We start from the raw sequence: 24612 nt of genomic DNA, 5'->3' as shown, positions 1-24612 counted from the left end.
TGCCCTGTGCCCGGCGGCGTTTCCACAGGGAACGCCCTGCCCGCTACTCAAGGCTGGTTGTGTAAAAACAGTAACGTCTCTTGCCAAGGCGCTTTGCCGTATACATGGCCAGATCGCCCCGCCGCACCAGATCTTCGCGCGAAAGCCCCTGATCCTCAACCAGCGCAACGCCAATGCTGGCCGAAAGCCCCTGATACGCCTCGTGCGCGTCATACGCTTCAATCATGGAGGTCAGCAGATCGCTGGCGCAGGTGCACAGGCTTTCTTCCGTGCACCCTTCGGGAAAGTAGGCGGCAAACTCATCCCCGCCCAAGCGGGCGATCACAGCGCCCCGCAGGTGTTTGCGCAGCAACTGGGCTGTCAGCACCAGGGCTTTGTCGCCCGTATAGTGGCCGTATCTGTCGTTGACATACTTGAAGTTGTCCAGATCCACATAGGCAAGCCCAGCACCCAGAGGCATGGTAACAGGTATTTGCCTGAAAAAATAATGACGGTTGAAAAGGCCGGTCAGTTCATCTGTATTGGCCCGCTCTTTCAGACGCTTTTCAAACTGCCGCTGCCGGGTCACATCCCGGTAGATGCAGATCATGCCGATCACATTATTGAAGATGTCGAAGATATCCTCCTCATACATATCAATAGCGCGCTCGTGTCCATCCACGGCTGACCGCATTTTGACGTGCTTTCCGTTGCGTGTAAAACCAAGGCTGTCAATGGCGCGTTTGCGAAAATCCTCCCGCTTCACGCCGATGATGTCCTCGTGGTCGGCAACGCCAAACAACCTCCTGAACCGCTCATTAAAATTGACAATACGCCTGTCCGCATCCAGAAGCATGACCGCATATGGGATACTTTGCAAAACAAGGTCAAGCTCCGCAGTCATGTTGGCAATGTCGGTCACATCGCGGGCAATGCCCACGGTTCCCATAACGCTGCCGTCGACATTGAACAGGGGGGCCTTACGCGTCTTGAATTGGCGCATGCCCTGCGGGGCTTTGACCACCTCGTCAAAAACCCCCACCTCGCGTGAGTTCATGACGATCTGATCCGTCTCAAGACAGACAAATTCACCCTGCGCGTATTCCTCCGGCTCCAGATCCCATATGAAATAATGCCCGCGCCCTTCAACAACCTCGCGGCTCTTGCCCACAAGGCGGCAAAAGGCTTCGTTCACCTTTACGTGCGCGCCCTTGGCATCCTTGAACCACACAAGGTCCGTGGTCAGGTCAATGACGGTGTTCAGGTGCAGGGTTGCGAGGTCATGATCCCGGTGCTGTCGCACGGCATCCAGCAGGCGGGCCACGTGAAAGTCGTACAGGCTGGCGCTTGCGGGGCCAAGCCATACATCATCGAGCAGCGGCAGATATTCTGCCCCAGGCTGGGCCTCGCCCGCAAATATGAAAAGGGCGCTCGATCTGGCAGCGCGGCGCATGGCGGGCAGATGCTCAAGCCGGGGAGCGTCCAGCAACACAATATCGGCCCCGGCGCATTGGGCCTGAGCGTCAGTCTCTGGATCATGGTCGGCAGTAATTATATGGGCAAAACCGGGACGCGGCGCGGCAGCGCGCAACGAAGCCTCCAGCAAAGGGGCAGAACTGAACAGCAGAATGTGCAGCGTGTGGTGGTACATGACATTCCTCGCTGGATCGTCAGGTAGGGGGAATGATCATATCCTTTCTTAAATGCAGGCAAAGGGCAATGGGGCTGCGCAGAAAACTTAGGGCTTGACTATGAATTCCTTATTCTGCTGCGCCACGGAGCGACGCCGTGTTTTGCGCCAGAGGTTGAAGCGACGGCTCAGGCGGTCAAGACACAGATAGACCACTGGGGTCGTGTAGAGCGTCAGCAACTGGCTGACCAGCAGACCGCCCACGATGGTGACGCCCAGGGGCTGACGGATTTCCGCGCCATCGCCATGCCCAAGAGCCAGGGGCACGGCGCCAAGGATGGCCGCCGCCGTGGTCATCATGATAGGGCGGAAGCGCAGCATGCAGGCCTCAAAAATCGCTTTATCCGGCGGCAGATTGCGCGTGCGTGAAGCCTCCAGGGCAAAATCGATCATCATGATGGCGTTCTTTTTGACAATGCCGCAGAGCAGCAACACGCCGATAAGCGCAATGACGCTGAACTCCATGCCGCAGGCCATCAAGGCCAACAAGGCCCCGCCGCCCGCCGAAGGCAAAGTTGAAAGAATGGTCAGCGGATGGATGAGGCTTTCATAAAGCATACCCAGCACAATATACAGCGCGGCCAGTGCCGCCAGCACCAGCACAACCTGATTGCCAGCGGTATCGCTGAACATTTTTGCCGTGCCCTGAAAACCGCTCACCACAGAAGACGGCATGGCAAGTTCCGCCTTGATGGCAGCCAGAGCCTCCTGCGCCTGCGAAAGCGACACGCCGGATGCAAGGTTGAAAGAGATGGTCACTGCGGCAAACTGCCCCTGATGCGCCACAGAAAGGGGCGCAAAAGCGGGAACCACCGTGGCGACGCTGAGCAACGGCACAAGGCCGTTGGCGCCCGGCAGGCGCACCTTGCCAAGGGCATCGGCGCCGGCCAGCCAGTCCGGCCCGTATTCCAGCACTACATGATACTGGTTTTTATCCTGATAAATGGTCGATGCCTGACTTTGCCCAAAGGCATTGCCAAGGGCGGCGTCCACATCCTTCATGGTCAGGCCGTAACGGGCCAGGGCATCACGATCCACCTTGACCAGAGTTTCAAGCCCGCGTTCTTCGATATCGCTGTCCACATCCTTGAACAGCCGGTTGGCGGCCACAGCCCTTTGCAGCTTGCGGCCCCACGTGCGCAGGTCTTCCAGGTTGTCTGCCTGCAAGGTGTACTGATACTGCGAGCGCGCACCACGCCCGCCCATCATGATGTCCTGCGCGGGCTGCAAAAAAATCTGCATGCCCGGCTCGGAGACAAGCTTGCCGCGCAGCCGCCCGATTACAGCCATGGCGTCGAGTTTGCGTTCCGAAAGAGGTTTCAGGGCGATAAATACCCCGCCGCCCCCCCCGCGCCCACTGTTAATGTTGCCCGACACATGCTGCACCGCCGGGTCTGCCTTGATAACATCTACAAGTTTGCGCAGCTTTGCCTGCGAAGCCTGAAACGAAGAACTCTGGTCAGTACGTATGCCGCCCATGATGACGCCCGTATCTTGCTGCGGGAAAAAGCCTTTTGGCACAACAACATACATCCACACGTTGGCGGCAATCACCACCAGCAACGAGCAGATGGTCAGGCGCGGGTGCCGCAGCACCACGGGCAGGGTGTTGGCATAACCGCGCTGCATGCCAGAAAGCAGCCGCCCCCAAAAATTGCCCACACGGGCCAGCAGACGCCACCACAGGCCCGCAAGCCCACCCGCGCCCAGGCGGGCGGCCTGCGCGGCGGCGGCATCCTCATGTGCCATGGGCCGCAAGAGCATGGCGCTCATCATGGGTGTGGTGGTCAGCGAAACCACCATCGAAACCAGCACCGCCGTGGTGAGGACCACAGAAAATTCGCGGAACAGACGCCCTACAATCCCGCCCATAAACAATATGGGCGTAAATACCGCCACCAGAGAAATGGAAATGGACACTACGGTAAAGCCCACCTCGCGCGCTCCGCGCAAGGCAGCACGCATGGGAGTTTCCCCCATTTCGAGGCGTCGCACGATATTTTCGAGCACCACAATGGCGTCGTCCACCACAAACCCGGTAGAAACAGTCAGGGCCATGAGCGAAAGATTATCCAGGCTATAGCCGCACAGATACATGACGCCAAAAGTCGCCAGCAAGGACACGGGAGCCGCTACCGCAGGAATGGCCGTGGCTCTGCCGTTGCGCAAAAACAAAAAGGTTACCAGCACCACCAGCGCCATGGAAAGCGCCAGACTTTTTTCCACCTCGTGTAACGAGGCACGGATGGTCAGCGAGCGATCGAGCCTCTGGCCCAGGTCGGCGCTTTCGGGCAACCACGAACGCAACTGCGGCAGCATTTCCTTTACCTGATCAACGGTTTCAATGATGTTGGCCCCCGGCGCACGAAACACAATCAGCAGCACCGCCGGTTTGCCGTCCGAAACAGCCATGGCGCGCACGTCTTCCGGGCCGTCCTTGATCTCTGCCACATCCGAGAGGCGTATGATTTTGTCTGCCCTGCGGGCAACAATAAGCGGTTTATAGTCTTCCGCCTTGCGCAGCTGGTCGCTTGCGCCAATCAGCCAGTACTGTCCGCCATTGTCCACCTGCCCCTTGGGCATAAAGGCATTGGCCGCCGCAAGAGCCGTGCGCACGTCGCTTATGGTCAGGCCTGCCCTGTTGAGGGCATCGGGGATGACGTCCACGCGCACTGCGGGCAGCGCGCCGCCGCCCACAATAACCTCGCCCACGCCCGGCAGTTGCGAAATCTTTTGCGCCAGCACAGTTGAGGCCGCGTCGTACAGCTGGGTGCGGGTCAACACATCAGACGAAATGGCCAGAATCATGATGGGCGCGCCCGCCGGATTCACCTTGCGATAGGTGGGGTTGGAGGGCATGGTGGGCAGATTTGAACGGGCGGCGTTGATGGATGACTGCACGTCTCTGGCCGCGCCGTCAATATTGCGGTCAAGATCGAATTGCAGCACAACCTCTGTGCTGGAAAGCGAGCTGGTGGATGTCATTTCCGACACGCCAGCAATACGGCCAAGCGAACGTTCCAACGGTGTGGCAACGGTGGCGGCCATGGTTTCCGGCCCTGCGCCGGGCAGCTTTGCACGCACCACAACAACAGGAAAATCCACCTGCGGCAGGGGAGCCACAGGCAACAAACCAAAAGCCACTATGCCCGCAAGGGCAATGGCAAAGGTCAATAAGGCCGTAGCGACAGGCCGCCGGATGAACGGCGCGGAAAGGTTGGCTGGCAGTGCCTCAGGGCCAAAACGATGCCTGCGGCCCTGCTCCAGCAGGGCTTTGAGCCTGCTCGCACGGCCATGGCGGGTAGATGCCTCCGGCCTAATCGGAGTGACGGCATTGTCGGCCTGTTCAGCAGCACGGCCTTGCAGAGGCGGATTTTCCGCGTCTTGCCGCTCTGTACTCATGGCCGTGCCTCTTGCGGGGGATTGCTCCGGGCTGCGGTTCCTTCCTGCCCTGCCCCGCTGTCTTCCTTATGGCCCTTGAAGCGGCGGCTCACGCGGTCAAACCACAGATAGATGACAGGCGTTGTGAACAATGTGAGCGCCTGGCTGAAAATAAGCCCGCCCACCATGGTCACGCCCAGAGGACGCCGCAGTTCCGCGCCCATGCCCCAGCCGACCATGAGGGGCAATGCGCCCAGCAGGGCCGCCATTGTGGTCATGAGGATAGGCCGTAGCCGCAGCAGGCAGGCCTGACGAATGGCGGCAAGAGGTTCCTTGCCTTCGTTGCGTTCCGCATCCAGGGCAAAGTCGATCATCATGATGGCGTTTTTCTTGACGATGCCGATAAGCAGGATGATGCCGATTATGCCCACCACGCCAAGATCCATATCTGCCAGTATCAAGGCCAGCAATGCCCCCACGCCCGCAGACGGCAGGGTGGAAAGAATGGTGACGGGGTGGACGTAACTTTCGTACAACACGCCCAGCACAATATACATGGTGATGATGGCCGCCAGAATAAGCCAGACCTGATTGTCTGTAGACGTGGTGAAGGCCTTGGCCGCGCCCTGCAACTGGGTGCGCAGGGCCGTGGGCAGTTTCAATTCCTTTTCGGTTTCTTCCACGGCCTTGACCGCCGCACCCAGCGAAGAGCCGCGCGCCACGTTGAAAGAAATGGTCGCCACCGGGAACTGCCCCTGACGCGCAACGGAAAGCCGCACGGGGCGCTCCTCAAGCGTTGCCAGGCTTGTGAGCGGCACGGGTTTGCCATCGCCGCCCGAAACATAGATGTTTTCAATGGACTGCGGCCCCATACGGAAACGGGGGGCGGTTTCAAGCACCACCTTGTACTGGTTGGTTTGCGTGAAAATGGTTGAAATAAGCCGCTGCCCAAGGGCATCGTACAGGGCGTTGTCAATGGTCGACATGCTTATGCCAAGGCGGCCGGCGGCGTCACGGTTAATGTTCAGCCATGCCATGCGGCCCGGATTCTGATAGTCGCTGGTGACCATTTCAAGCTCTGGACGCTGGGAAAGGGCGTTCACAATACGCGGCAGCCACTGATCCAGCTGATCCCTGTCCAGCGCTTCTATTGAAAACTGGTACTGGGTGCGCGAAATGCGGTCTTCTATGGTCAGATCCTGCACGGGCTGCAAGTACAGGGTCATGCCGGGCAGAGCGGTGGATTTTTCCATAATGCGGCGCGCAATGGCAGGCGCGCGGGCATCGCGGTCTTCCAGCGGCTTCAGTTCCACCGAAAGGCGCGAAGTTCCCATGCTCTGGTTGACGCCGTCCACGCCCACAAAAAACACCACGCTCTTAACCGCAGGGTCTTGCAGTATGAGGTCGGCCAGCTGACGTTGCCGCCCGGCCATGGCCTCAAAGGACGTATCCTGCGGCGCTTCGGCCATCCCCTGGATGACGCCCGTATCCTGCACGGGGAAAAAGCCCTTGGGTACGCCAATGTACAGCAGAACCGTGAGCACCAGCGTTCCCACCGCCACCGCCAGAGTCAGGCTCTGGTGTTGCAGTACCCAGTCGAGTTTTTCTTCATACCACGCCAGCAGACGAGTAAAAAACCTGCCGTCTTCCTGCTGCGCATGACTTCCGTCATGCTGCTCTGGCCGCAGCATGATGGCGCAGAGCATGGGCGTGAGCGTGAGCGAAATAACAGCAGAAATAAGAATGGTGACCGCCAGCGTTACCGCAAATTCGCGGAACAGCCGCCCCACCACATCCCCCATGAACAGCAGGGGAATAAGCACCGCCACCAGCGAAATGGTCAGCGAAATAATGGTAAAGCCTATCTGCCCTGCCCCGGTAAGGGCGGCTTGCACGGGTTTTTGCCCCTGCTCCAGATAGCGCGAGATATTTTCAATCACCACGATGGCGTCATCCACCACAAAGCCGGTGGCGATAACCAGAGCCATGAGCGTGAGATTGTTCAGCGAGTACCCGGCAAGATGCATGACGCCGAGGGTGCCCACCAGCGAAAGCGGCACAGCCAGAGCGGGAATAATGGTCGCTCTGGCATTGCGCAAAAACAGCCAGATGACCCAGATCACCAGCGCCACAGCCAGCAGCAGCTCAAGCTGCACATCGTGCACCGTGGCGCGGATGGTGGTGGTGCGATCTGTTACCACGCGCACGTCCACATTGCCGGGCAAGGTCTGTTTGAGCACGGGCAGAAGCCGCAAAACCCTGTCCGCAACGTCTATGACGTTGGCTCCTGGCTGGCGTTGCACCGAGAGCACGATGGCAGGCCGAAAGTTCATGCCCTCCCCTGCCACATAGGCTGCAAGACGGGCGTTTTCCGCGCCCTCCACCACCTCGGCTACATCGCGCAGGCGCAGTGGGCCGCCGTCCTTGTAACCGATTATGGCTTCGGCATAGGCATCGGCAGAGGCAAGCTGATCGTTGGCATCAATGGTGCTGGCCCGTTCCGGGCCGTCAAAGCTGCCCTTGGCATTGTTGACGTTGGCCTTGGAAATGGCCGTGCGCACGTCAGCCAGGGTAAGGCCCGCATTGGCAAGCGCCTTGGGGTTCACCTGCACCCGCACGGCTGGGCGCTGCCCCCCCGAAAGCGTCACAAGGCCCACGCCGGGCAACTGCGAAATTTTCTGGGCCATGCGTGTGTCGACCAGGTCTTCCAGCCGGGTGAGGGGCATGGCGTCGCTGGTGACGGCAAGGGTGATAACCGGGGGGTCCGCTGGGTTGACCTTGTTGTAAATGGGCGGCGAAGGCAGGTCACTGGGCAGCAAATTGTTTGCAGCGTTGATGGCCGCCTGCACTTCCTGCTCGGCCACATCCAGCGCCAGCGTGAGGTCGAATTGCAGGGTCACCACCGAGGCACCGGCGGAGGAAAGGGAACTCATCTGCACAAGGCCGGGCATGAGGCCAAACTGGCGCTCAAGGGGAGCCGTGATGACAGCGGCCATAACATCAGGCGATGCGCCGGGATAGAGCGTCTGGACCTGAATGGTGGGGTAATCTATCTGCGGCAGGGCCGCCACGGGCAGATAGCGGTAACCCAGCAGCCCTGAAAGAAACAGGGCCACCATAAGCAGCGAGGTGGCGATGGGTCGTAAAATGAATATGCGCGATAGGTTCATATGGCGGATGCTCCCCCTTCAGGAAGGGGTGGAAGACACGGTGGGCATTCCGGCAAAGCCGGGCTGCTATTCCGCAGGCTGTGCCTTGGGTGTTTCTGCGGAGGCCGCAATTTTCACTTCAATACCATCGCGCAGACGGTCAAGCCCGTCCACCACCACCTGTTCGCCCGGTTCAAGGCCCTTATCAATAACTGTCAGGGCGTCAGTGGCAATGCCGGGGGTTACAGACCGCACAGTTACGGCATCCTGCCCCTTGTCGTTCTTGGCCGCCACATAGACGTAAGCCCCGCGCGACCCCAGTTGCACCGCCGAGGTGGGTACAGTGACGGCATTTTTAAGAACGCGCACCTGCAAACGGGCGTTGACGAACTGGTTGGGGTACAGGGCCCCTTCAGTATTGGGAAAACGCGCCTTGAGCTTTACCGTGCCGGTGGAAAGATCAATCTGGTTGTCCAGTGAAAGCAGCCCGCCCACGTCAAGCAGGCGTTTCTGCTCCCTGTCCCAGGCCTGAACAGGCAGGGGGCGGCGATCCACGTCATCCTCGTGGGCGCGCAGGGCCTGCACGACCAGCGGCACCTGGCTTTCCGGCAGGGTGAACACGACATCACAGGGGCTGACCTCGGTAATGCGCACAATACCGGAGGTGTCCGAGGCCTTTATCATGTTGCCTTCGTCCACATTGCGCAGGCCCAGACGTCCCGACGTGGGGGCCGTGATGCGGCTGTAGTTCAGCTGGAGCGCTGCGGAATCCACGGCGGCCTTGTCGGCCTCTACCGTGCCCTCATACTGGCGCACAAGGGCGCGCTGGGTTTCAAACTGCTGTGTCGCAATAAAGTTGCCCTGCGCAAGCTTGGCATAGCGCGCCAGATCCTTACGGGCATTGTCCAGCTGGGCCTGATCCTTGGCAAGAGTCCCTCGCGCCTGATCCAGCGTGGCCTGAAAAGGTCTGGGATCGATCTCCGCCAGCAAGTCGCCAGCCTTGACCTGCTGGCCTTCCTTGAAATGCAGGCGCTGCAACTGGCCGTCCACACGGCTGGTCACGAGCACGTCGCTTGAGGGCAGCACAGTGCCCAGGCCATTGAGAAAATGGGGAACATCCTGAGCGAGGGCGGCAGCAACCCGCACCGGCGGCGTATCCATACCCATGCCACGGCGCGCCTGATTGCCGCTGAAAAATAAACGCCAGCACAGCAGCGCCACCACTGCCAGCAGCACAAGCAGCACCCATCGGCGCTTGCCAGAAAACAAGCCGAAAGCAGAGGCCACGCTCTGCCGAGATTGAATACCGGGCATTATATGTCAACTCCCTGAGATATCGGAGGAAATACTACACGAAAGACAGCTTCACCGTCTGCCGGATCTGAAACCATATCAAGCCGCCAGCCAAGTCTTTCGCAGGCTCTGAGCGCCAGCGAAAGACCAAGTCCACTCCCGCTGACTGCTTTTTGGGTACAGCGCACCCCACGGGCAAAAATATCAACGCCGGTGGGGATATACCCGCGATTGCGAACAAGCAGCTCTCCCTGGCAAAGGGAAACACTGGCGCGCCCATTTTCAGTATACTGGCAAGCATTGTCCAGCAGATTGTTGAACACGATCGCCGCCAGTTCTTTTTGCCCACGGGCCAGTACAGTGGCGGCGATATCAGCTTGCAAGGCTACCGGTCGGCGCTGCTCAGGGCCTCGCCCGGCTGCGTTCTTGCCAGGGTGGCGTGACGCTGCGGGCACGCCAGTATCAAGAGGATTTGCATCACTACCGGAAACAGGCTGGAGGGAAGACGCGTTGGCAAGGCCAGAGGCCAATTCAGGGGTGATTTCAGGAGCCGGATCGGGCAAGCTGTCAGAAGCAGCAGAGCAATGCAACAGGCCGTCCCCTCCCATTTCCCGCACTATTCCCCACAGCAACGCGCTGCAATCCAGCGTTTGAAATTCTATTTCTTCGGGGCGGCGGGCCAGCATCAGCAAGGTGCGCACGGTATTGGACATACGAGCCGTGGTGCGCAACAGCCGCTGCACCACCGGGGCGAATCTTTCAGCCTGCGCCAGCCCTTGCAGTTGCAGTTCAAGAATTTCAAGACCTCCCTGCATGACGGTTAACGGCGTACGCAACTCATGGCTCACATCGCCCGTGAAGTTGCTTTCGCGCAGAACAAACCGTTGCAGGGCTTCTTCACGCGCAGCAATGGCCCGCGCCAATACGCCCACCTCGTCATCAAGACCGGTCAGCGGAATGGGAGCCAAGCCGTCCGGTGTTTCCTGCGCATGGGCCTGCATGCGCTCTGGGGGGCGGCTTTCCACCGCAGTGGTGAGCCTGCTGAGCGGCCCAGTGAGGCGGCGGCTCAGCACCACAGCCAGCACAACCGCCAGCGCAAGGCCGCTGACGGCGCAGAGCAGCAAAATACGGTTCAGGCGCTGTTTCAGGGCCAAAAAGGCGCCCGTGCCGCCATTGAGCACATAGATGACGTCATCCCTGCGCTCAATGAGAATAAATTCTTCCATGTGGCTGATGAAGTGCAGGCCGTCCGGCATCTCCTGCCACTGCTGCGGCACCTGCTTGCCAACAAGAAAGCGCCAGTGCATGACCACGGCAAGGTCTTCGCCGTAATACAGATTGCCGCCGCCGTTGTCTTCGGCTTCCCAGGCGCGCTTTTCAGCCTCAATAAAGGCTTCCATCACGGGCCTTGCATGCCAGCCCACAAGGTAGGTTGCCAGCGAATCAAAGGAGAGTCGCCCCACGATGCCCAAGGCCGCGCTCATGATCAGGGCCAGAAACACAAAAGCCGCCAGCAGACGACGGCGGATGCTGGTTCTGCGGCGGGGTACAGCTGCGTAGCTGCCTGCAAGCGGTGGTTCTGGCCGGGGCATCAGTCATTGTCTCCGGGGTCGGTGCTCAGACGGTAGCCCACATGCGGCACGGTGTGCAACAAGGATTCGGCAAAAGGCTTGTCCAGTTCACGCCGTAACTCATGAATATGAGTACGCAGGGCGCTGCCTTCCGGCGGGTCGTCCCCCCAGAGGGCATGCTCCAGATCTTCGCGCCGCACAAGGCCGGGCGCAACACGCATCAGTTCATCAAGAATACGAAAACCCGTGGGGCTCAGGCGCAGGCGGCGGCCCTGCCGCTCGGCCCAGTGCTCGCCCGAATTAAACGTCAAATCCGCGTATCTCCACACAGCTCCGCCATCGGCGGTATTGCCGGAAGACATGCGCCCACGCCGCAGCAGGGCGCGTATGCGGGCTTCAAGCTCCTTGAGGGCAAAGGGTTTGACGAGGTAATCGTCAGCCCCGGCTTCAAGCCCCTGTACCCGGTCAGCCACGGCATCCCTGGCTGTGAGCATGATGATCGGGGTATGTTTGTGGTGCTTGTCGCGCAGTTCGCGGCACAGGCTTATGCCGTCAATGCCGGGCAGCATTATGTCCAGCACAATACAGTCAAAGTGCTGTCCAAGCGCCATGGCGAGGCCCGTTCTGCCGTTGCGCGCACAGTCAAGCTCATAGCCCAGCGGCTCCAGAAAGGCATAGAGGTTGGCGAGAATATCCTCGTTGTCCTCCACAAGCAAAAGGGCAACGGCCATTATCAGCGCCTTGCGGGGCTAGTTTTTTGCGCCGGAGCCGCCGTTTCAGGCAGGTCCTTTGACGTTATGGAACCCATGATGGATATGGAATCCACTTCCACCTCATTGGGGCGTTTGCGGTTCCAATCCACATGCCCTTGCAGGCGTACCTTGTCCTTGGGCGTGATCGTCAGTTGCTCAAAAATCTTGTTGTCGATTTCCACAACGACCTGTCCACTGTGATCCTCAAACAGATAGCGGTGCTTGCGCCGGGGCAATTTTTCCACCAGATGCCCCTCAAGAACGCATGGCGCGTCATCCTGCGCGCCCAGCACGTCAACGGCCCGCGTTACTGTGGCGGCAACGCCTGGCCCTTCAAAACCCGCTGCGACCGGGGCTGATTCCATGGAGATCACAAGGCTGAACGCAAGGAGCAGAAAAAAAAGATACAGGGCGGGGCGCACTGTTTGCATGCTGTTCTCCAGAAAGGCCGGGCTGCGCCGCCGGATGGATTAATGTACTGTGGGGAGTGAAGGCAGGAGGCAGAAGATATTTTAAAAGCAGTTCCCGATGCCCGCGCACTGTGGCGCAGCCTGCGGACATCGGGAAATTTCCGCAATTTCGCGGTCTACTGCTGTATTTCAGCCTTACGCACGGCCATCACGCCCTCTTTGCCAGCCTTGACCACCATGACGCCGGTCAGGTGAACTTTGCTCTGCGCTTCAATGTGCGCGGCAGCGGCGGCCTTTTTGCCAAGGGCCACGGTCATGCGGCCAGTGCCGTCTTCAAAGACGTAGCGGTTTTTCTTGCCCTGCACAGGTTCCACGATAGTGCCGGTAACGGACACAGGGGTTTTGTTGGCAGCGGCCAATGCCTTGGCTACCGTATCGACCGGAGCGACTTTTGTCACGCCCTTGGCCTTGCGAGCAGCGTGAGGAGCAGCAGGAGCATCGGTGGTGTTGGCAGCAAAGGCCGGGGCGGCAAGCATGAGAGACATGATCATAACGAGCAGATAACGCATATTTCCTCCAGAAAGGTGCTAAAAAAATTGCAACGCGCCACATGTCGCGTGCGGACTTACATTGCAAATATGCACGTCAGCAAAACGTTAAGAATGCCTCAGCCTGTAAAAAAATATTTCATTGCTGCGTCTTTCACATGGGTGCTCTTTATTAGCAGCCGCAGTCCTTGTGATGCCGGTTCAAAACTGGTATGGTGGCCTATATGAAAGAGCTTGATCCGCACACCATCCGCCCCTGCCTTGCATGCGGCGGCACCAATGTCCATCTGGAATCCATGCTTCCCCCTGGTCGCAGGCAGGAGGTATGGCGCGTTGTCTGTTCTTGCGGGCAAACCTCGCAGCAGTGGTCGGTGTCGCAGGGAGCAGCCATCCGCGCATGGAACCGCAACCTTGCCAGCGAATACGACATGGATAAAATCGCCGCCCCCAGCGTAGCCCTCAAGAACTGATAGCAGGCGGCCTCGTCGCAGTCCCATCGCAGCCCCGTAGTTGCCCGACCATAAGGCTCAAGCATTGTTATGCCAGGCAGTGTTCGTGAGGTAGATATCTGCCGCGCACGGCTGCTGCGCTCCAGATGAGGTCAAACCTGCGTGCGTCTGCCGTGGCCGCATGCGGGCCGATTGGCTCAGTCCAGCTCCCGCCCCACCCATACGGCCCTGCCGATGATACGCACCAGCCCGCCCAGTTGCTCGCTGGTGTCGGCTTCGATAGGGGCGAAATCCGGGTTTATGCTCGTAAGTATAAGCTTGCCCGGCATGGCATCCAGCACCTTAAGATAGACCATATCTTCCACGCCCACTGCGTATATGCGCCCCGGCACAGGCTCACGCTGGCTCTGGTCTATCAGCACCACGTCATTGTTCACAATACGGGGCTGCATGCTGTCGCCTGAGACGCGTAACAGCACCATTTGCGCAGGGTTGCCCTTACGCCGCAAAAAATCCCACCTGAACGCATAGTGCCGCAGCACCTCGCCGCCAGTTTCAAAACTTCCTGTCCCGGCAGAGAGCCGGGCCTCGGCCATGGGAACCATCATAAGCCGCGCTTCAGGCGTGTGCACCATACCGTTGCCGCAATCACCGCGCCCGGCCAGCAGCCAGTCCAGCGAACACTCTAGGGCATCGGCAAGCCGCACGGCATGGCTGCCCTTGGGCATCTGCCCGTTCTCATATTGCTGAATTGTCGTCAGGCTCAGCCCCACAGTGTCTGCCAGTACCTGCTTGTGCAAACCCAAGTTTTCTCTGCGCTGACGCATACGCGCGCCAAATGCTGATACCAGGGGCGCTTGTGCTTTCTTCATGTTTTTCCCTTGTTGTTTGCTGCCCTGAAGTGCCGGGGCCGTAGATGGCCGACCAGCACGGACCATATTTTTCATAAAAAAAACGAGCTGTTTGTACACATCTATATTTGTTTTTAGGTAATTTCAAGTTTTCCTTGAAGCTCAAAGAAAACTTTTAAATCTATGTTAAAAAAAGGCGTCATTTTCTGTAATTTTTTTAATTTATGTAAATAAATTCATATTGTTAAAACTTTTCTTATAAATAAAACTTTTCCTTGACTATCCCTGCGAATAGTGATTTTTCTATTTTACGGCCCGTTAAATTAAATTTCCTATTTCTGGAGCATAGCATGTCCGCATTTCTTGACGACATCCCTAACCTGAGCGCTGTGCTGGATTCCTTACACACTGGCGAGTGCGCCATCCAGCAGCCCATACTGCGCCTCGTCATCGAACACCTGTATCTTCTGGCCTGCCAGATGGATCAGGAGTTCCCCGCACAGTTCCGCATCCCCTCGCAAATATCGCCCGCAACGCCAGAATCGCCCGCAATCAACATATCCGCGCGCGCCTGCCAAACAGTGGAGACGCGCCATGACCAATAGGCTCATTGACCCGGCAAAGCCCGACAACAGTCAACCAGAACTTGCCAAATCTTCGGCAAAAGCCTCTGCCCCAGAGGGTGATTCGCGTATACGCCGCAAAAATAATCCCGCATGGGGCCATGCCCTGCATATGGCCGAAACAGAAGAACAATGGCGCGAACTTATCAACCACTTGCCCGACAATGCGCGTCAGATATGGAGGGCCCTGAACGATATGAAACAATTCTGGGGGGTGCTGCACGCGTTTGGTGGGCAATGCATACGCGTACCGCGCAATGTGCCCAAGGACAGAACGCATCCGCTGCGCAAAACTCTTGGCCTTAAATGCCTGCGCAAGCTCATGGCGACCTTTGGCGGCACAAGCCTGTATGTACCTCGCTGCACAGCGATTATGACCCGCCTCCGGCAGCATGAGATCGTCAAAGGTTTCTCACGCAGCACAGGGCGCGGTTCAAGCAGTACATCTGCGGTGTCCAGCCTGGCGCGCCGTCACGGCGTATCCGACCGCCGCGTATGGCAAATTCTGAAAAAAGAAAGTTCCGTTCCCCCGCAGGCTAAACTTCTGCTGATGCTTGGCGATTCCGCGCAAATTTCTGCCCAGAAGCGCGATAATGCGCTGTAAATTAAGCCAATAACGGCAGACTGCCTGCCCTTAAAAAATTTAAGCCAGCGTTTATGCTGGCTTTTTTTGCCACAAACTCCTCATTTTCCGCTAAAATTCTGCAAAAATAACGCATCATGCGCTTTTGACACTACTGAATCCTTTCAGTCTTACGCGCGCCCGACTTTTTGGCATGTTCTCCTCACGCCGCTGATTGCGGTCACATCATGCCAAGGAGCCTCATCATGCCCAATCTGTTTGATACTGCCCACGCCTTCACCGCCAGATGGGAAGGCGGCCTCACAGACCATCCCGCTGATCCGGGCGGTCTGACCAAGTACGGGGTTTCCCTGCGCTGGGTGCAGGATCTTGCCCAGCAGGCCCGGCAGGAATGCCTGCGCCTGCACAGAAGCTGCGATGGCTGCACCGCTGCACGCACCCCCCATTGTACGTACAACGGCCTTGATCTGGATATGGACGGCGATGTGGACGCTGACGACATCCGCGCCTGCACCATGCAGCAGGCCGCCGCGCTGTTCAAAAAACACTTTTGGGATGCCCTTGGCTGCGCCGCCCTGCCCCTGCCTCTGGCAGTGGCCCTGTACGACGGCGCGGTCAACATGGGGCCAGCCAGAGCTGTGCGCCAGTTGCAGCAGGGCATGAACGCCGTTGGCGAAGCCCAGCTCGACCACTATCGGCCCATTGCCGAGGACGGAATCTCCGGCCCGCGCACGGCAGAACTGGCCGAAGCCCTGGAATCGGCCAACCTCCAGTGGTTTGCCGCCCGGCAGATACTGCGCCTGCGCGATGCCTTTTACCGTGATCTGGCTGCCCGCCGCCCGTCCCTCAAAGTGTTTCTTGAAGGCTGGCGCAACAGGGTAAAGGCCCTGGCCCAGTATCTTGCTGAACTTGAACGGGAGGCAAACTGACATGTGGGCACTGCTAGGGAATCTGCTGGGCGGTATCACCGGCGCTGTGGGCAAAATTCTGCCCGACCGCAACCGGCAGAACGATGCGCAAAGCCGCATCAACGAGGCTGAGGTGGGCGGCGCGCCCGCAAGCATGTTGCGGCTGTGGCGCTCCTTCCTCGGTTGGATGCTCTCCCTGTTGTTCTGCTGGGAGGTTGCGGGGAGGCTCATCATTATTCCCCTGCTTTTTCCGGGCTGGTGCGACCACCTGCCGCCCTCGGCCCTGAACCAGATCATGACCCTGCTGTTGGGCATGCTGGGGCTGGGATTTTAGGCCGGTCCAGACTCGCAACGATCTGGCAACACACTGAGACAATTTGTTTTTGAGCAGGTCAACAGGCCTGGAGGATACGGTAATGATGGACATTTTTTCTTCCACAGGGGCAAGCCTGCTTGTTTTGCTTGTGCAGGGGCTGTTTGCCTGGGCCTTGTGGAGCCTGCGCCGGGCCTTTGTGCGGCAGGAGGACTACCTGCTGCACGTACAGCGCGATACCCGGCGTGAGGCCGCAACCACCCGCAGGCTCGGCGCCATAGAAGAAAACCTGCGGCTCGCCCCCGATACCGCAGACATGGCAGGCCTGCACAACGAGCTGGCGGCCCTGCGCGGTGAAATTCAGGCGCTCAATATGCGCATTTCTGGTCTGGACAGGTTGCTTGAGCGGCTTGAGCACAGCTTTGAGCGGCAGGAAGACCGTCTGCGCCTCGTGCCTCAGAGTGGTGCGGCTTTCGCCTGCCGCACAGGCACCGATGCTGCGGGAGGCTGCAACTGATGCCCCCTGCAAAACGTAAAGGCACTTGTCGCAACTCCACCCTGCTCGACAGCCTTGGGCAGCGGCTTGACCTGCTCACCAGCACCCTCAGCGCTGCTGATATTGCGGAAAAAAGTATAGATATTGTCAAAGAAATAAAAGAACTGCATGCCATCCTGCGCTCCCTCCGCGATGAAGCCTCGCCCGATGCCCCGCCCAGGATGGTTGTTGTGTGGGGCGGCCCCCCAAGGGCTGCATCCGGCAGGCTGCCTGCAGATTTATCTGGAGCATCGCCCCGAACATCATCCAAGCCGTCAGGTGCATCCGGCAAAGCACACGCGCAAAAAATTTTGCCGCAATACGGCTCAAGCAACTAACAGTTTCTCCTGAAAAACAAGGATATTTTCCATGTCCCAGCCTGCGCCGCACATCATCCCCTACTGCCCCCGCCCTTTGCAGTGGCGCTTTCATGAGGAGCGCACCCGCTTCTGCGTGCTGCTCTGCCACAGGCGCTTTGGCAAAACAGTAGCGGCGGTCAATGATCTGGTGCGCCAGGCATTGCGCGTGGGCAAGCACGACTGGCGGGCAGCCTATGCCGCGCCCTTTCTGGGGCAGGCCAAGGCGGTCGCATGGGACTACTGCAAGCAGTTTGCCGGGGCCGTGCCCGGTACGCGATTTCTGGAAAGCGAGCTTGTCTGCGTGCTGCCCACCGGGGGCCGCATACGCCTGCTGGGGACGGAAAACGCGCAAGCCCTGCGCGGCCTGTATCTGGATGATCTGGTGCTGGACGAACCGGCGGACATGCCCCGCGAGGTATGGACGCAGGTGCTGCGCCCCATGCTGGCCGACCGCCAGGGCCGCGCACTGTTCTGCGGCACGCCTCAAGGCACGGACAACCTGCTCTATGACGTATGGCAGCAGGCAGGCGCTGATGAAGAAGGCATCTGGTCGCGCTTTCGCTTTCCCGCTTCCGAAACCGGCTACCTGCCGCAGCAGGAGCTGGCAGCGGCACGCCGGGGCATGGACGAGGCCGAATATCTTCAGGAGTTTGAATGCTCGTTTGCAGCGGCAGTGCGCGGTGCTTATTACGCGCCTCTGCTGGATACAGCAGAACGCGAGGGGCGCATCCGCCCCCTGCCCCACGCGCCGGAGCTTCCCGTGCATACAGCATGGGATCTGGGCATGGATGACGCCACGGCCATCTGGTTTTTTCAGGTGGAGCCCTCGGGCTGCTGGCGCATCCTCGACTACTACGAAGCTTCCGGCGAGGGGCTGGCGCATTATGCGCAGGTGCTGGCCGCCAAGGCCCGCCCTGCTGAAACTGCGGAAGCCGCCGCTCATGATGTCCATGATGGGGTCATTGCCGGACGCGGATTTGTTTACGGCACCCACATTGCCCCGCACGACATCCGCGTGCGCGAACTGGGCACCGGGTTGAGCCGCTGGGAAAGCGCCGCCCAACTGGGCATACGTTTTACCCTGGCCCCGGCTCTCTCGCTGGCTGACGGCATAGATGCCCTGCGCCGCCAGTTGCCGCGCTTCTGGTTTGATGCGGCAGCCTGCGCCCAGGGCGTAAAGGCCCTGCGGGCCTACAGGCGGCGCTGGAAGGCTGGCTCCGGGCAAGGCTCGCAGGCCGCGCAGGCAGGCTCCGGCCCCTTGCACGACTGGGCAAGCCACGCGGCAGACGCACTGCGATACGCAGTCACGGGCTTTCGCCCACAGCAGGAAACGGCCTCTGGCGCGCACCGCGCCCGCACTGACTACGACTTTTTTGGAGGACGCTGATGCGCTTTTCCTACGCCCCCATTGTGGATCAACACGCCCGCGATGCCGTTTTTGAACGCATGGAAGCCGAGGGCCTCACAGCCAGCGCCATGAGTTCCCTGCATAAGCCCACGCTGGCCCAGTGGCAATCAATCACCGCTCCGGAAAGAGGCGTCTTGCTGGGCTGTTACGGCCCGCCGCCGGAGCCCGCCTCTGCTTGCGCTTCCAGCCCGGCCCCATTGCTGGCCTGCGCAATGTTCAGTCCTCGCAGGGGGCGGGTGTGGGAATTCGATTTCACCACCTTTCGTCAATGGGCGCGGCTGGCGGTGTCCATGGCGCACGGGGGCTTGAACTGGGCTTTTGCAAACCTCGACTGCTCCGCAGTTATGGGGCTTTGCCCGGCCCCCAACCGCCATGCCTGGAGGCTGGCCGAAGCCTGTGGATTCCGCGTGCTCGGGCGCTTGCCCGGCGCATGTCTGCATACCCGCAAAAAGACATGGGTGGACGGCGTGCTGGTGCTCTGCACACCGCAGGACTTGTCAGTAATCATTCAACATAAGGAGAACGTCATGGGATTTGGAGGAGGCGGCACGCCCGATGTACCCGCAGTTGCGCCCGTTCCCAAGCAGGAAGTGGAAAAACCCGTAACCGAGGCCGCCACCGCGGCGCGCCAGAACCAGAAAGACAAAGCCGCCAAGGCGGCGGGCATCAACGGCTCTGTGTACACCAGCCCACTTAACCGCGCCGATGCAACGCGCAAAACCCTTCTGGGGCAGTAGCGTGACCGCACACATCCAGAACAGCATCGCGTCTGCGGGGCAGCCTGCGCCCCAGAATATCGCGCAGAATGCCGTGCAATATGCTGTGGACGTGCAGGCCCTTTCCCGGCGGCATGATGCCCTGTTGCGCCGCCGCGCCCCATGGGACGCAGCATGGCAAAGCCTGGCTGATCATTTTTTGCCCACGCGCTGCCGCCTGAATCCGCAGGTGGACGCGGCGGAAGAAGGCCCCATGCTCAACCGGGGGCTTGTGGACGCCACTGGCATTCTGGCCATGCGTACGCTGGCGGCTGGCCTTCAGGGCGGACTCACCAGTCCGGCAAGGCCTTGGTTCCGGCTAAGCCTTGACGATGCCGATCTGGCCCGCAGCCGCCCTGGTCAGGCATGGCTGGACGAAGTCGCCACCCGGATGCGCACCGTGTTCCAGCGGTCAAACTTCTACAATGCCATGCACACCATGTATGGCGAACTGGGCACCTTTGGCACGGCCTTTGTGTTTGAGCTGGCTGATCCGCAGCACGGGTTCCGCTTTATCCCCCTTTGCGCGGGGGAATATGCGCTGGACTGCGATGCAACGCGGCGGGTGGACACGGTGTTCCGCCGCAGCGCCATGACCCTGCGCCAGATCGTTCAGGCTTTCGGCCCTTCGGCCCTGCCCGAAACCCTGCGCGAGGCGGCGCGCCGCAATCCCGAGGAGCGGCGCAACGTCATTCAGGCCGTGTACCCGCGTGAAAACACGCAGCACGGGCTGGCAGACGCAAGCCGCATGCCCGTGGCTTCCGTCTACTGGCTGGAAGGACGCGACGGCAACCGCCATGCCCTCAAGATTTCGGGCTTTCGCTCCTTTCCGGGCTTTGGCCCGCGCTGGGATGTGGCGGGCAACGATGTGTACGGGCGCTCGCCCGCCATGGACGCCCTGCCCGACTGCCGCATGCTGCAACAGATGGGCGTCACCACGCTCAAGGCCATCCACAAGGCGGTTGACCCGCCCATGAGCGTGGCTGCGGGCCTGCGCTCCGTGGGGCTTGATCTCACCCCTGGCGGCGTCAACTACGTGGACAGCGCGCCGGGTCAAAGCCCTCAGGCGGCAACGCCCCTGTTGCAGATAAACCCCGACCTCGCTACGGCCCGCAAGGCTATGGAGTCGGTTCAGGATCAGATACGCAAAGGACTCTACAACGACCTGTTCAAGCTCATCCTTGACGGCCGCAGCGGCGTGACAGCCAGCGAAATCGCGGCGCGGGAGGAGGAAAAACTGGTGCTTGTTGGCCCGGTGCTGGAACGGCTGCACGATGAGCTGTTCATTCCGCTCATGGATCGCACCTTCGAGTGCATGCGCGAGCTGGACATGCTGCCCCCCTGCCCGCCCGAGCTGGCGGGCCGCCGCCTGCGCGTGGAGTTTGTATCCCTGCTGGCGCAGGCCCAGAAGCTGGTGGGCATCAATGCGGCAGACCAGTACATGGCCCTGACCCTCAAGGCTTCCAGCGCATGGCCCGAAGCCCTGGACACCCTCAATGTGGATCATCTGCTGGATAATTATGCGGAAAGTCTGGGCCTGCCCGTGAGCCTCACGCGCTCGCCAGAGGAACGCCAGCAGCTGCGCGCCGCCAGGGCTGATGCCGCCCAGACGCAGGCCATCACAGAAGCCCTTGGCAAAGGGGTGGACATGGTACGCCAGCTCTCGCAAAGCCCGCTTTCCGGCCCGGACGGCAAACAGGGCAGCGTGCTGGACGGCATCACGCGGCTGCTGCGCAACGCCCTGCCGGGTGGCCTTGCCCGCGCTGAACATACGAAAATGGCACAGGCGACAGGACAGGCGACAATGGCGCAAGCGGAGCAGCATGACGAACCCCAGGGCGCAAAATCGGAGGAACATCGTTGATGGATGTTTTTGCCCCATATGAACAGGCGGAGCAGCGGGAACAGGCCAAACAGCAGATGCATCAGCATACCGCCAACCGCGCCCAGACGTTTGATGCCGCCATGCGGGCCGCAGTGGATGCGCTAATGGCCCAGCCTCAGGGCCGCGTATTGCTGCGCTGGCTGCTGCATCTGTGCCGCAACTTCAGTGCCGAGGATGTGGGCAATGCCCCCGAATCCTGCCAAAGCGCACGCCTTTTCTACGCCGAGGGCCAACGCATGATCGGCATGCGCCTTATGCGCCTCATGCAACAGACAAACCCCGGGCATTTGCCCCGCTTGCTGCAAACCAAGGAGAACGACGCTCATGATCTCGACACATTCTGAGGCTTCCTCCACTGCCGAAGACGCCTTTTCCTCTGCGAGCGGCTTTTCCGGCGCAGACCAGAGCAACGGAGGAGCCGGCGGTGCCGCCCCTGCCGCCGCAGCGCCACAGGCTGCCGCTGGCGCAGAAAATCCCGATCGAGCGAATGAACAGGCCAATTCGCAGGCAGATCCCTATGCCCAGCGCTTGCGCGAGCATGAAGCAGGCCAGCGCCTTCAGTGGCAGGAGCAGGTCAACAAGTGGCGCAAGGAGGCCACGGAAGACCCGCAGATCGGCGGTGCAAACCTGCCTGCCACTGTTGCCCGCGCCCAGCTTGCCCTTGACCGGTTTGATGAAAGCAAGTGCATCGGCCAACTGCTGGAACAGACCGGCTACGGCAACAACCCTGACGTGCTGCGCTTTTTCAACCGCCTTGCCGATGCCCTCATGGAGGACGGGCTGGTGCAGGGACAGGCGGGCGGCTCCATGCCGCCGCTTGAAGAGCGCATGTACGCAGGCTGGAGTTCGCGCAGCGGAAGCATCTGATTTACGCCCCTGCAAATCACAGGTCATAGCAACAACATTTCTTGAGCAACCTGCAAACAGACGAGGGTATTATGGCTAATTCCATGGGTTTGGTGGTGTCCCTGGCCGAGATGGAACAGTTCTACCGTGGCGACAAGGCCGGGCAGATCATCGAGCTGATGAACAAAACCAACGACATCATGGACGATGTGCTCTGGATGGAATCCAACCAGAGCGACGGCCACCTCACCCGCATCCGCACTGGACTGCCCGAGGTTTACTGGCGCAGACTCTATCAGGGTACGCCGCCCTCCAAATCGCAGTGGAGCCAGGTCAAGGAAGGCTGCGGCATCCTTGAAGCCATCATGGAACTGGACGTGGAAGAACTGCGCCTCTACGGCAGCCGCGACAAGGCCTTTCGCATGAGCGAAGGCGTGGCTTTTGCCGAGGCCATGCGCCAGAAAGTGGCCACCACCCTCTTTTACGGCAACAGCAATCTGAACCCCGACGAGTTCAACGGCCTTGCCATGCGCTACCCCGCGCTGGACGCCAAAAACGTGCTCGATGCGGGCGGGCGCGACGAGGGCGGCTGCACCTCCCTGTGGCTTATTTCGTGGGGCGCGCAGTCGGTGCACGGCGTCTACCCCAAGGAAAGCAACGGCGGGCTCTCGCACGAAGACCTCAAAACCTACATGGCTCAGGACCCGGACGGCCGCAAATATCAGGTGGTGGGCGACAAATACAACTGGCGCTGCGGCCTTGCCGTGCGCGACTGGCGCGGCATCGTGCGCATCGCAAACCTGCCCGTGGCCTCTCTCGGCAAGCGCAAGGGGCAGAGCGGCTTTGTGGATATGCAAAAGCTGACCATCGAGGCCAAGAACCTCATGCCCCAGCACCTGCGCCAGAAGGCCGTGTGGTACGCCAATGCCGACATGCTCACCGCCCTTGAGTTGCAGAATTCCGATGCGGGTAACGTGCAGCTGCAGTACGGCGAGTTCTTTGACTCCAAGGCCGTGCCTGTGCTGCATGGTCGCCCTGTGCGCCAGTGCGATGCCGTGCTCTCCAACGAAGGCGTGGTGGCCTAACCACAATCCTTTGTAACGCGCGGAAGCCCTTGCCGGGGCTTCCACGCAGTACCCAGCTTGGTTTTTCGCTGTTCCTCCACTATTCCGCCAAAGGAGTTTTCATGGCTATTATCGACCGCAACTCCGTTTTTTTTGAAGGCCCCCTTACCGCCAACGCCACGGGACAGCCTGTGGCCCTTACCGGCCTGAAGCTTCCCGGGCGCATGGAACCCATGCCCCTGCGGCTTTCTGTTACCGAAGCTTTTGCCCCGGCTGAAACGCAAAGCCTCACCATCTGCATGGAGGAGGCAGATCGCGCCGAAGGCCCCTGGACTGCCGTTAACGGTGCTTCAGTGACTGTGCCAAACCCGGTGGAAGCTCCCGGCCTCGGCCTTGGCGCGCGCCCCTATATGCGTTTTTTGCCCCAGAGCGTGCGCAAGAGCTGGCTGCGCCTGACCTTCTCCGTCACGCCCGCTGACGGTAAAACCGTGAGCAAGGGACGTATCTTTGCCGCCCTCACGCGGGAGGAAGACCTGCCCTACGAGCCTGCCATCATGGCTGGCTAAAACACACCCCGCCACCGTACAGCCTCCGGCCCCCTGCGGGGCAGGCCGGAGGCTTCTTCTCCTTTTCATCACAGGAACTGCCATGACCATCAGCCAGATAAGCGTGTGGAACCGCGCACTGGGCTTTCTGGGGACGCGCAGTGTCGCCTCCGAGCAGGAAAACACGCCAGAGGCCCTGCAATGCCGCCTGTATTGGGATTCCGCCCGCCGACAGGTGCTGCGCGATTTCCCCTGGAGCTTTGCCCAACGCAGAACATGGATGGCCCTTGTGCCGCTGCCCGAAGGCTACGCGCCGGAATTCCGTTTTGCCTACGCCCTGCCCGATGACTGCCTCAAGGTGCACGAGGTGCGCCACGAGGGCATTACGGCCCGCCCATTCTGCCTTGCACAGAATGCGGCGGGCGATGGCTCGCTGCTGCTCACCGACGCGGCGCGCGCCCTTGCCCTGTACACGGAAGATGTGCGCAACAGCCGCCTTTTTGATGATCTCTTCGCGCACATGCTGGCCCGCAAGCTGGCGGCTCTCATAGCTGCCCCCCTACTTAAGGGCAGCAGCCAGAAGGCAGCCGAGCTGGAGCAGCTCTACGCCGCAAGCCTGCCGCCAGCCCGCAGCGCTGCCGCGTCCGAACGCAGTGACCGCCCGGTGGAAGACCCCTGGCTTGCCGTGCGCTGAGTGCACCCGCAATCACAGCAA

24 protein-coding genes are annotated in these 24612 nt (G+C 60.3%); 15 read left to right on the top strand and 9 right to left on the bottom strand.

Annotation, left to right across the window (positions count from 1 at the left end; translation table 11 throughout):
* Positions 1-43: 43 nt before the first annotated feature.
* The 8 genes from ACUZ9P_RS08370 to ACUZ9P_RS08335 form a co-directional block, all read right to left on the bottom strand.
* Positions 44-1630, bottom strand: a complete 1587-nt coding sequence (locus ACUZ9P_RS08370; RefSeq protein WP_449249367.1) for a diguanylate cyclase — start codon at positions 1628-1630, stop codon at positions 44-46.
* Between the two features lie 87 nt (positions 1631-1717).
* The gene (locus ACUZ9P_RS08365; RefSeq protein ID WP_449249366.1) at positions 1718-5071 is read right to left on the bottom strand and encodes an efflux RND transporter permease subunit; all 3354 of its coding nucleotides are present in this window, start codon (positions 5069-5071) and stop codon (positions 1718-1720) included.
* Positions 5068-8220, bottom strand: a complete 3153-nt coding sequence (locus tag ACUZ9P_RS08360) for an MdtB/MuxB family multidrug efflux RND transporter permease subunit (protein WP_449249365.1) — start codon at positions 8218-8220, stop codon at positions 5068-5070. The genes ACUZ9P_RS08365 and ACUZ9P_RS08360 overlap by 4 nt, the downstream gene beginning before the upstream one ends.
* A gap of 66 nt (positions 8221-8286) precedes the next feature.
* A complete protein-coding gene (locus ACUZ9P_RS08355; RefSeq protein WP_449249364.1) occupies positions 8287-9513 on the bottom strand; it encodes an MdtA/MuxA family multidrug efflux RND transporter periplasmic adaptor subunit in 1227 nt (408 codons plus the stop codon).
* Positions 9513-11084, bottom strand: coding sequence for a sensor histidine kinase (locus ACUZ9P_RS08350; protein WP_449249363.1), 1572 nt, complete (start codon positions 11082-11084; stop codon positions 9513-9515). Before ACUZ9P_RS08350 ends, ACUZ9P_RS08355 begins: the two co-directional genes overlap by 1 nt.
* The gene (locus ACUZ9P_RS08345; RefSeq protein WP_449249362.1) at positions 11084-11794 is read right to left on the bottom strand and encodes a response regulator transcription factor; all 711 of its coding nucleotides are present in this window, start codon (positions 11792-11794) and stop codon (positions 11084-11086) included. The genes ACUZ9P_RS08350 and ACUZ9P_RS08345 overlap by 1 nt, the downstream gene beginning before the upstream one ends.
* 2 nt (positions 11795-11796) lie before the next feature.
* The gene (locus ACUZ9P_RS08340; RefSeq protein ID WP_298996454.1) at positions 11797-12246 is read right to left on the bottom strand and encodes a NirD/YgiW/YdeI family stress tolerance protein; all 450 of its coding nucleotides are present in this window, start codon (positions 12244-12246) and stop codon (positions 11797-11799) included.
* Between the two features lie 155 nt (positions 12247-12401).
* A complete protein-coding gene (locus ACUZ9P_RS08335) occupies positions 12402-12794 on the bottom strand; it encodes a NirD/YgiW/YdeI family stress tolerance protein (RefSeq protein WP_298996451.1) in 393 nt (130 codons plus the stop codon).
* A gap of 203 nt (positions 12795-12997) precedes the next feature.
* Here ACUZ9P_RS08335 and ACUZ9P_RS08330 point away from each other — a divergent pair, with 203 nt between their 5' ends.
* Positions 12998-13243: a hypothetical protein gene (locus ACUZ9P_RS08330; protein WP_298996448.1), complete on the top strand. Its 246-nt coding sequence runs from the start codon at positions 12998-13000 to the stop codon at positions 13241-13243.
* Positions 13244-13419: 176 nt separating this feature from the next.
* Here ACUZ9P_RS08330 and ACUZ9P_RS08325 read toward each other — a convergent pair whose 3' ends face one another.
* Positions 13420-14094: a S24 family peptidase gene (locus ACUZ9P_RS08325; RefSeq protein WP_022658120.1), complete on the bottom strand. Its 675-nt coding sequence runs from the start codon at positions 14092-14094 to the stop codon at positions 13420-13422.
* A 329-nt stretch (positions 14095-14423) separates the two neighbouring features.
* On the opposite strand from ACUZ9P_RS08325, the gene ACUZ9P_RS08320 reads away from it, so the two are divergent.
* From ACUZ9P_RS08320 to ACUZ9P_RS08255, 14 genes are all read left to right on the top strand, one after another.
* Complete coding sequence (locus tag ACUZ9P_RS08320; protein WP_449249361.1) at positions 14424-14678, top strand: hypothetical protein; 255 nt, start codon at positions 14424-14426, stop codon at positions 14676-14678.
* Positions 14668-15300, top strand: coding sequence for a Mor transcription activator family protein (locus tag ACUZ9P_RS08315; protein ID WP_449249360.1), 633 nt, complete (start codon positions 14668-14670; stop codon positions 15298-15300). Before ACUZ9P_RS08320 ends, ACUZ9P_RS08315 begins: the two co-directional genes overlap by 11 nt.
* Positions 15301-15524: 224 nt before the next feature.
* Positions 15525-16208, top strand: a complete 684-nt coding sequence (locus ACUZ9P_RS08310) for a glycoside hydrolase family 108 protein (RefSeq protein ID WP_449249359.1) — start codon at positions 15525-15527, stop codon at positions 16206-16208.
* A 1-nt stretch (position 16209) separates the two neighbouring features.
* Positions 16210-16521 carry a hypothetical protein gene (locus ACUZ9P_RS08305; protein ID WP_022658116.1) on the top strand — a complete coding sequence of 104 codons (312 nt, stop codon included), beginning with the start codon at positions 16210-16212 and terminating at the stop codon, positions 16519-16521.
* Positions 16522-16603: 82 nt separating this feature from the next.
* Entirely contained in the window at positions 16604-17017 is a 414-nt protein-coding gene (locus ACUZ9P_RS08300) for a hypothetical protein (protein ID WP_449249358.1), read from the top strand.
* On the top strand, positions 17017-17373 hold the full coding sequence (locus tag ACUZ9P_RS08295) for a hypothetical protein (RefSeq protein WP_449249357.1): 357 nt from the start codon (positions 17017-17019) through the stop codon (positions 17371-17373). Before ACUZ9P_RS08300 ends, ACUZ9P_RS08295 begins: the two co-directional genes overlap by 1 nt.
* 31 nt (positions 17374-17404) lie before the next feature.
* Positions 17405-18781 (top strand): terminase large subunit domain-containing protein, encoded by a 1377-nt coding sequence (locus ACUZ9P_RS08290; protein WP_449249356.1) that lies wholly within the window; start codon positions 17405-17407, stop codon positions 18779-18781.
* The gene (locus ACUZ9P_RS08285) at positions 18781-19539 is read left to right on the top strand and encodes a GNAT family N-acetyltransferase (RefSeq protein ID WP_449249355.1); all 759 of its coding nucleotides are present in this window, start codon (positions 18781-18783) and stop codon (positions 19537-19539) included. The genes ACUZ9P_RS08290 and ACUZ9P_RS08285 overlap by 1 nt, the downstream gene beginning before the upstream one ends.
* 1 nt (position 19540) lies before the next feature.
* Complete coding sequence (locus tag ACUZ9P_RS08280; protein WP_449249354.1) at positions 19541-21421, top strand: portal protein; 1881 nt, start codon at positions 19541-19543, stop codon at positions 21419-21421.
* A complete protein-coding gene (locus ACUZ9P_RS08275) occupies positions 21421-21786 on the top strand; it encodes a hypothetical protein (protein ID WP_449249353.1) in 366 nt (121 codons plus the stop codon). Before ACUZ9P_RS08280 ends, ACUZ9P_RS08275 begins: the two co-directional genes overlap by 1 nt.
* Positions 21767-22309 carry a hypothetical protein gene (locus ACUZ9P_RS08270; protein ID WP_449249352.1) on the top strand — a complete coding sequence of 181 codons (543 nt, stop codon included), beginning with the start codon at positions 21767-21769 and terminating at the stop codon, positions 22307-22309. Before ACUZ9P_RS08275 ends, ACUZ9P_RS08270 begins: the two co-directional genes overlap by 20 nt.
* Positions 22310-22380: 71 nt before the next feature.
* A complete protein-coding gene (locus tag ACUZ9P_RS08265) occupies positions 22381-23373 on the top strand; it encodes a major capsid protein (RefSeq protein WP_449249351.1) in 993 nt (330 codons plus the stop codon).
* 101 nt (positions 23374-23474) lie between these two features.
* Positions 23475-23918 (top strand): hypothetical protein, encoded by a 444-nt coding sequence (locus ACUZ9P_RS08260; RefSeq protein WP_449249350.1) that lies wholly within the window; start codon positions 23475-23477, stop codon positions 23916-23918.
* Positions 23919-24000: 82 nt separating this feature from the next.
* A complete protein-coding gene (locus tag ACUZ9P_RS08255) occupies positions 24001-24591 on the top strand; it encodes a hypothetical protein (protein ID WP_240824040.1) in 591 nt (196 codons plus the stop codon).
* Positions 24592-24612 lie beyond the last annotated feature (21 nt).

The sequence above is a fragment of the Desulfovibrio intestinivivus genome, from assembly GCF_053570665.1.
Note: the sequence above shows the minus strand (reverse complement) of the source record. Positions and strands in the feature narration are given on the sequence as shown.

Excerpts from the sequence above, each read along its gene's own strand:
- ACUZ9P_RS08370 (WP_449249367.1), bottom strand. The coding sequence starts at position 1,630 with ATGTACCACCACACGCTGCACATTCTGCTGTTCAGTTCTGCCCCTTTG.
- ACUZ9P_RS08365 (WP_449249366.1), bottom strand. The coding sequence starts at position 5,071 with ATGAGTACAGAGCGGCAAGACGCGGAAAATCCGCCTCTGCAAGGCCGT.
- ACUZ9P_RS08360 (WP_449249365.1), bottom strand. The coding sequence starts at position 8,220 with ATGAACCTATCGCGCATATTCATTTTACGACCCATCGCCACCTCGCTG.
- ACUZ9P_RS08355 (WP_449249364.1), bottom strand. The coding sequence starts at position 9,513 with ATGCCCGGTATTCAATCTCGGCAGAGCGTGGCCTCTGCTTTCGGCTTG.
- ACUZ9P_RS08350 (WP_449249363.1), bottom strand. The coding sequence starts at position 11,084 with ATGCCCCGGCCAGAACCACCGCTTGCAGGCAGCTACGCAGCTGTACCC.
- ACUZ9P_RS08345 (WP_449249362.1), bottom strand. The coding sequence starts at position 11,794 with ATGGCCGTTGCCCTTTTGCTTGTGGAGGACAACGAGGATATTCTCGCC.
- ACUZ9P_RS08340 (WP_298996454.1), bottom strand. The coding sequence starts at position 12,246 with ATGCAAACAGTGCGCCCCGCCCTGTATCTTTTTTTTCTGCTCCTTGCG.
- ACUZ9P_RS08335 (WP_298996451.1), bottom strand. The coding sequence starts at position 12,794 with ATGCGTTATCTGCTCGTTATGATCATGTCTCTCATGCTTGCCGCCCCG.
- ACUZ9P_RS08330 (WP_298996448.1), top strand. The coding sequence starts at position 12,998 with ATGAAAGAGCTTGATCCGCACACCATCCGCCCCTGCCTTGCATGCGGC.
- ACUZ9P_RS08325 (WP_022658120.1), bottom strand. The coding sequence starts at position 14,094 with ATGAAGAAAGCACAAGCGCCCCTGGTATCAGCATTTGGCGCGCGTATG.
- ACUZ9P_RS08320 (WP_449249361.1), top strand. The coding sequence starts at position 14,424 with ATGTCCGCATTTCTTGACGACATCCCTAACCTGAGCGCTGTGCTGGAT.
- ACUZ9P_RS08315 (WP_449249360.1), top strand. The coding sequence starts at position 14,668 with ATGACCAATAGGCTCATTGACCCGGCAAAGCCCGACAACAGTCAACCA.
- ACUZ9P_RS08310 (WP_449249359.1), top strand. The coding sequence starts at position 15,525 with ATGCCCAATCTGTTTGATACTGCCCACGCCTTCACCGCCAGATGGGAA.
- ACUZ9P_RS08305 (WP_022658116.1), top strand. The coding sequence starts at position 16,210 with ATGTGGGCACTGCTAGGGAATCTGCTGGGCGGTATCACCGGCGCTGTG.
- ACUZ9P_RS08300 (WP_449249358.1), top strand. The coding sequence starts at position 16,604 with ATGATGGACATTTTTTCTTCCACAGGGGCAAGCCTGCTTGTTTTGCTT.
- ACUZ9P_RS08295 (WP_449249357.1), top strand. The coding sequence starts at position 17,017 with ATGCCCCCTGCAAAACGTAAAGGCACTTGTCGCAACTCCACCCTGCTC.
- ACUZ9P_RS08290 (WP_449249356.1), top strand. The coding sequence starts at position 17,405 with ATGTCCCAGCCTGCGCCGCACATCATCCCCTACTGCCCCCGCCCTTTG.
- ACUZ9P_RS08285 (WP_449249355.1), top strand. The coding sequence starts at position 18,781 with ATGCGCTTTTCCTACGCCCCCATTGTGGATCAACACGCCCGCGATGCC.
- ACUZ9P_RS08275 (WP_449249353.1), top strand. The coding sequence starts at position 21,421 with ATGGATGTTTTTGCCCCATATGAACAGGCGGAGCAGCGGGAACAGGCC.
- ACUZ9P_RS08270 (WP_449249352.1), top strand. The coding sequence starts at position 21,767 with ATGATCTCGACACATTCTGAGGCTTCCTCCACTGCCGAAGACGCCTTT.
- ACUZ9P_RS08265 (WP_449249351.1), top strand. The coding sequence starts at position 22,381 with ATGGCTAATTCCATGGGTTTGGTGGTGTCCCTGGCCGAGATGGAACAG.
- ACUZ9P_RS08260 (WP_449249350.1), top strand. The coding sequence starts at position 23,475 with ATGGCTATTATCGACCGCAACTCCGTTTTTTTTGAAGGCCCCCTTACC.
- ACUZ9P_RS08255 (WP_240824040.1), top strand. The coding sequence starts at position 24,001 with ATGACCATCAGCCAGATAAGCGTGTGGAACCGCGCACTGGGCTTTCTG.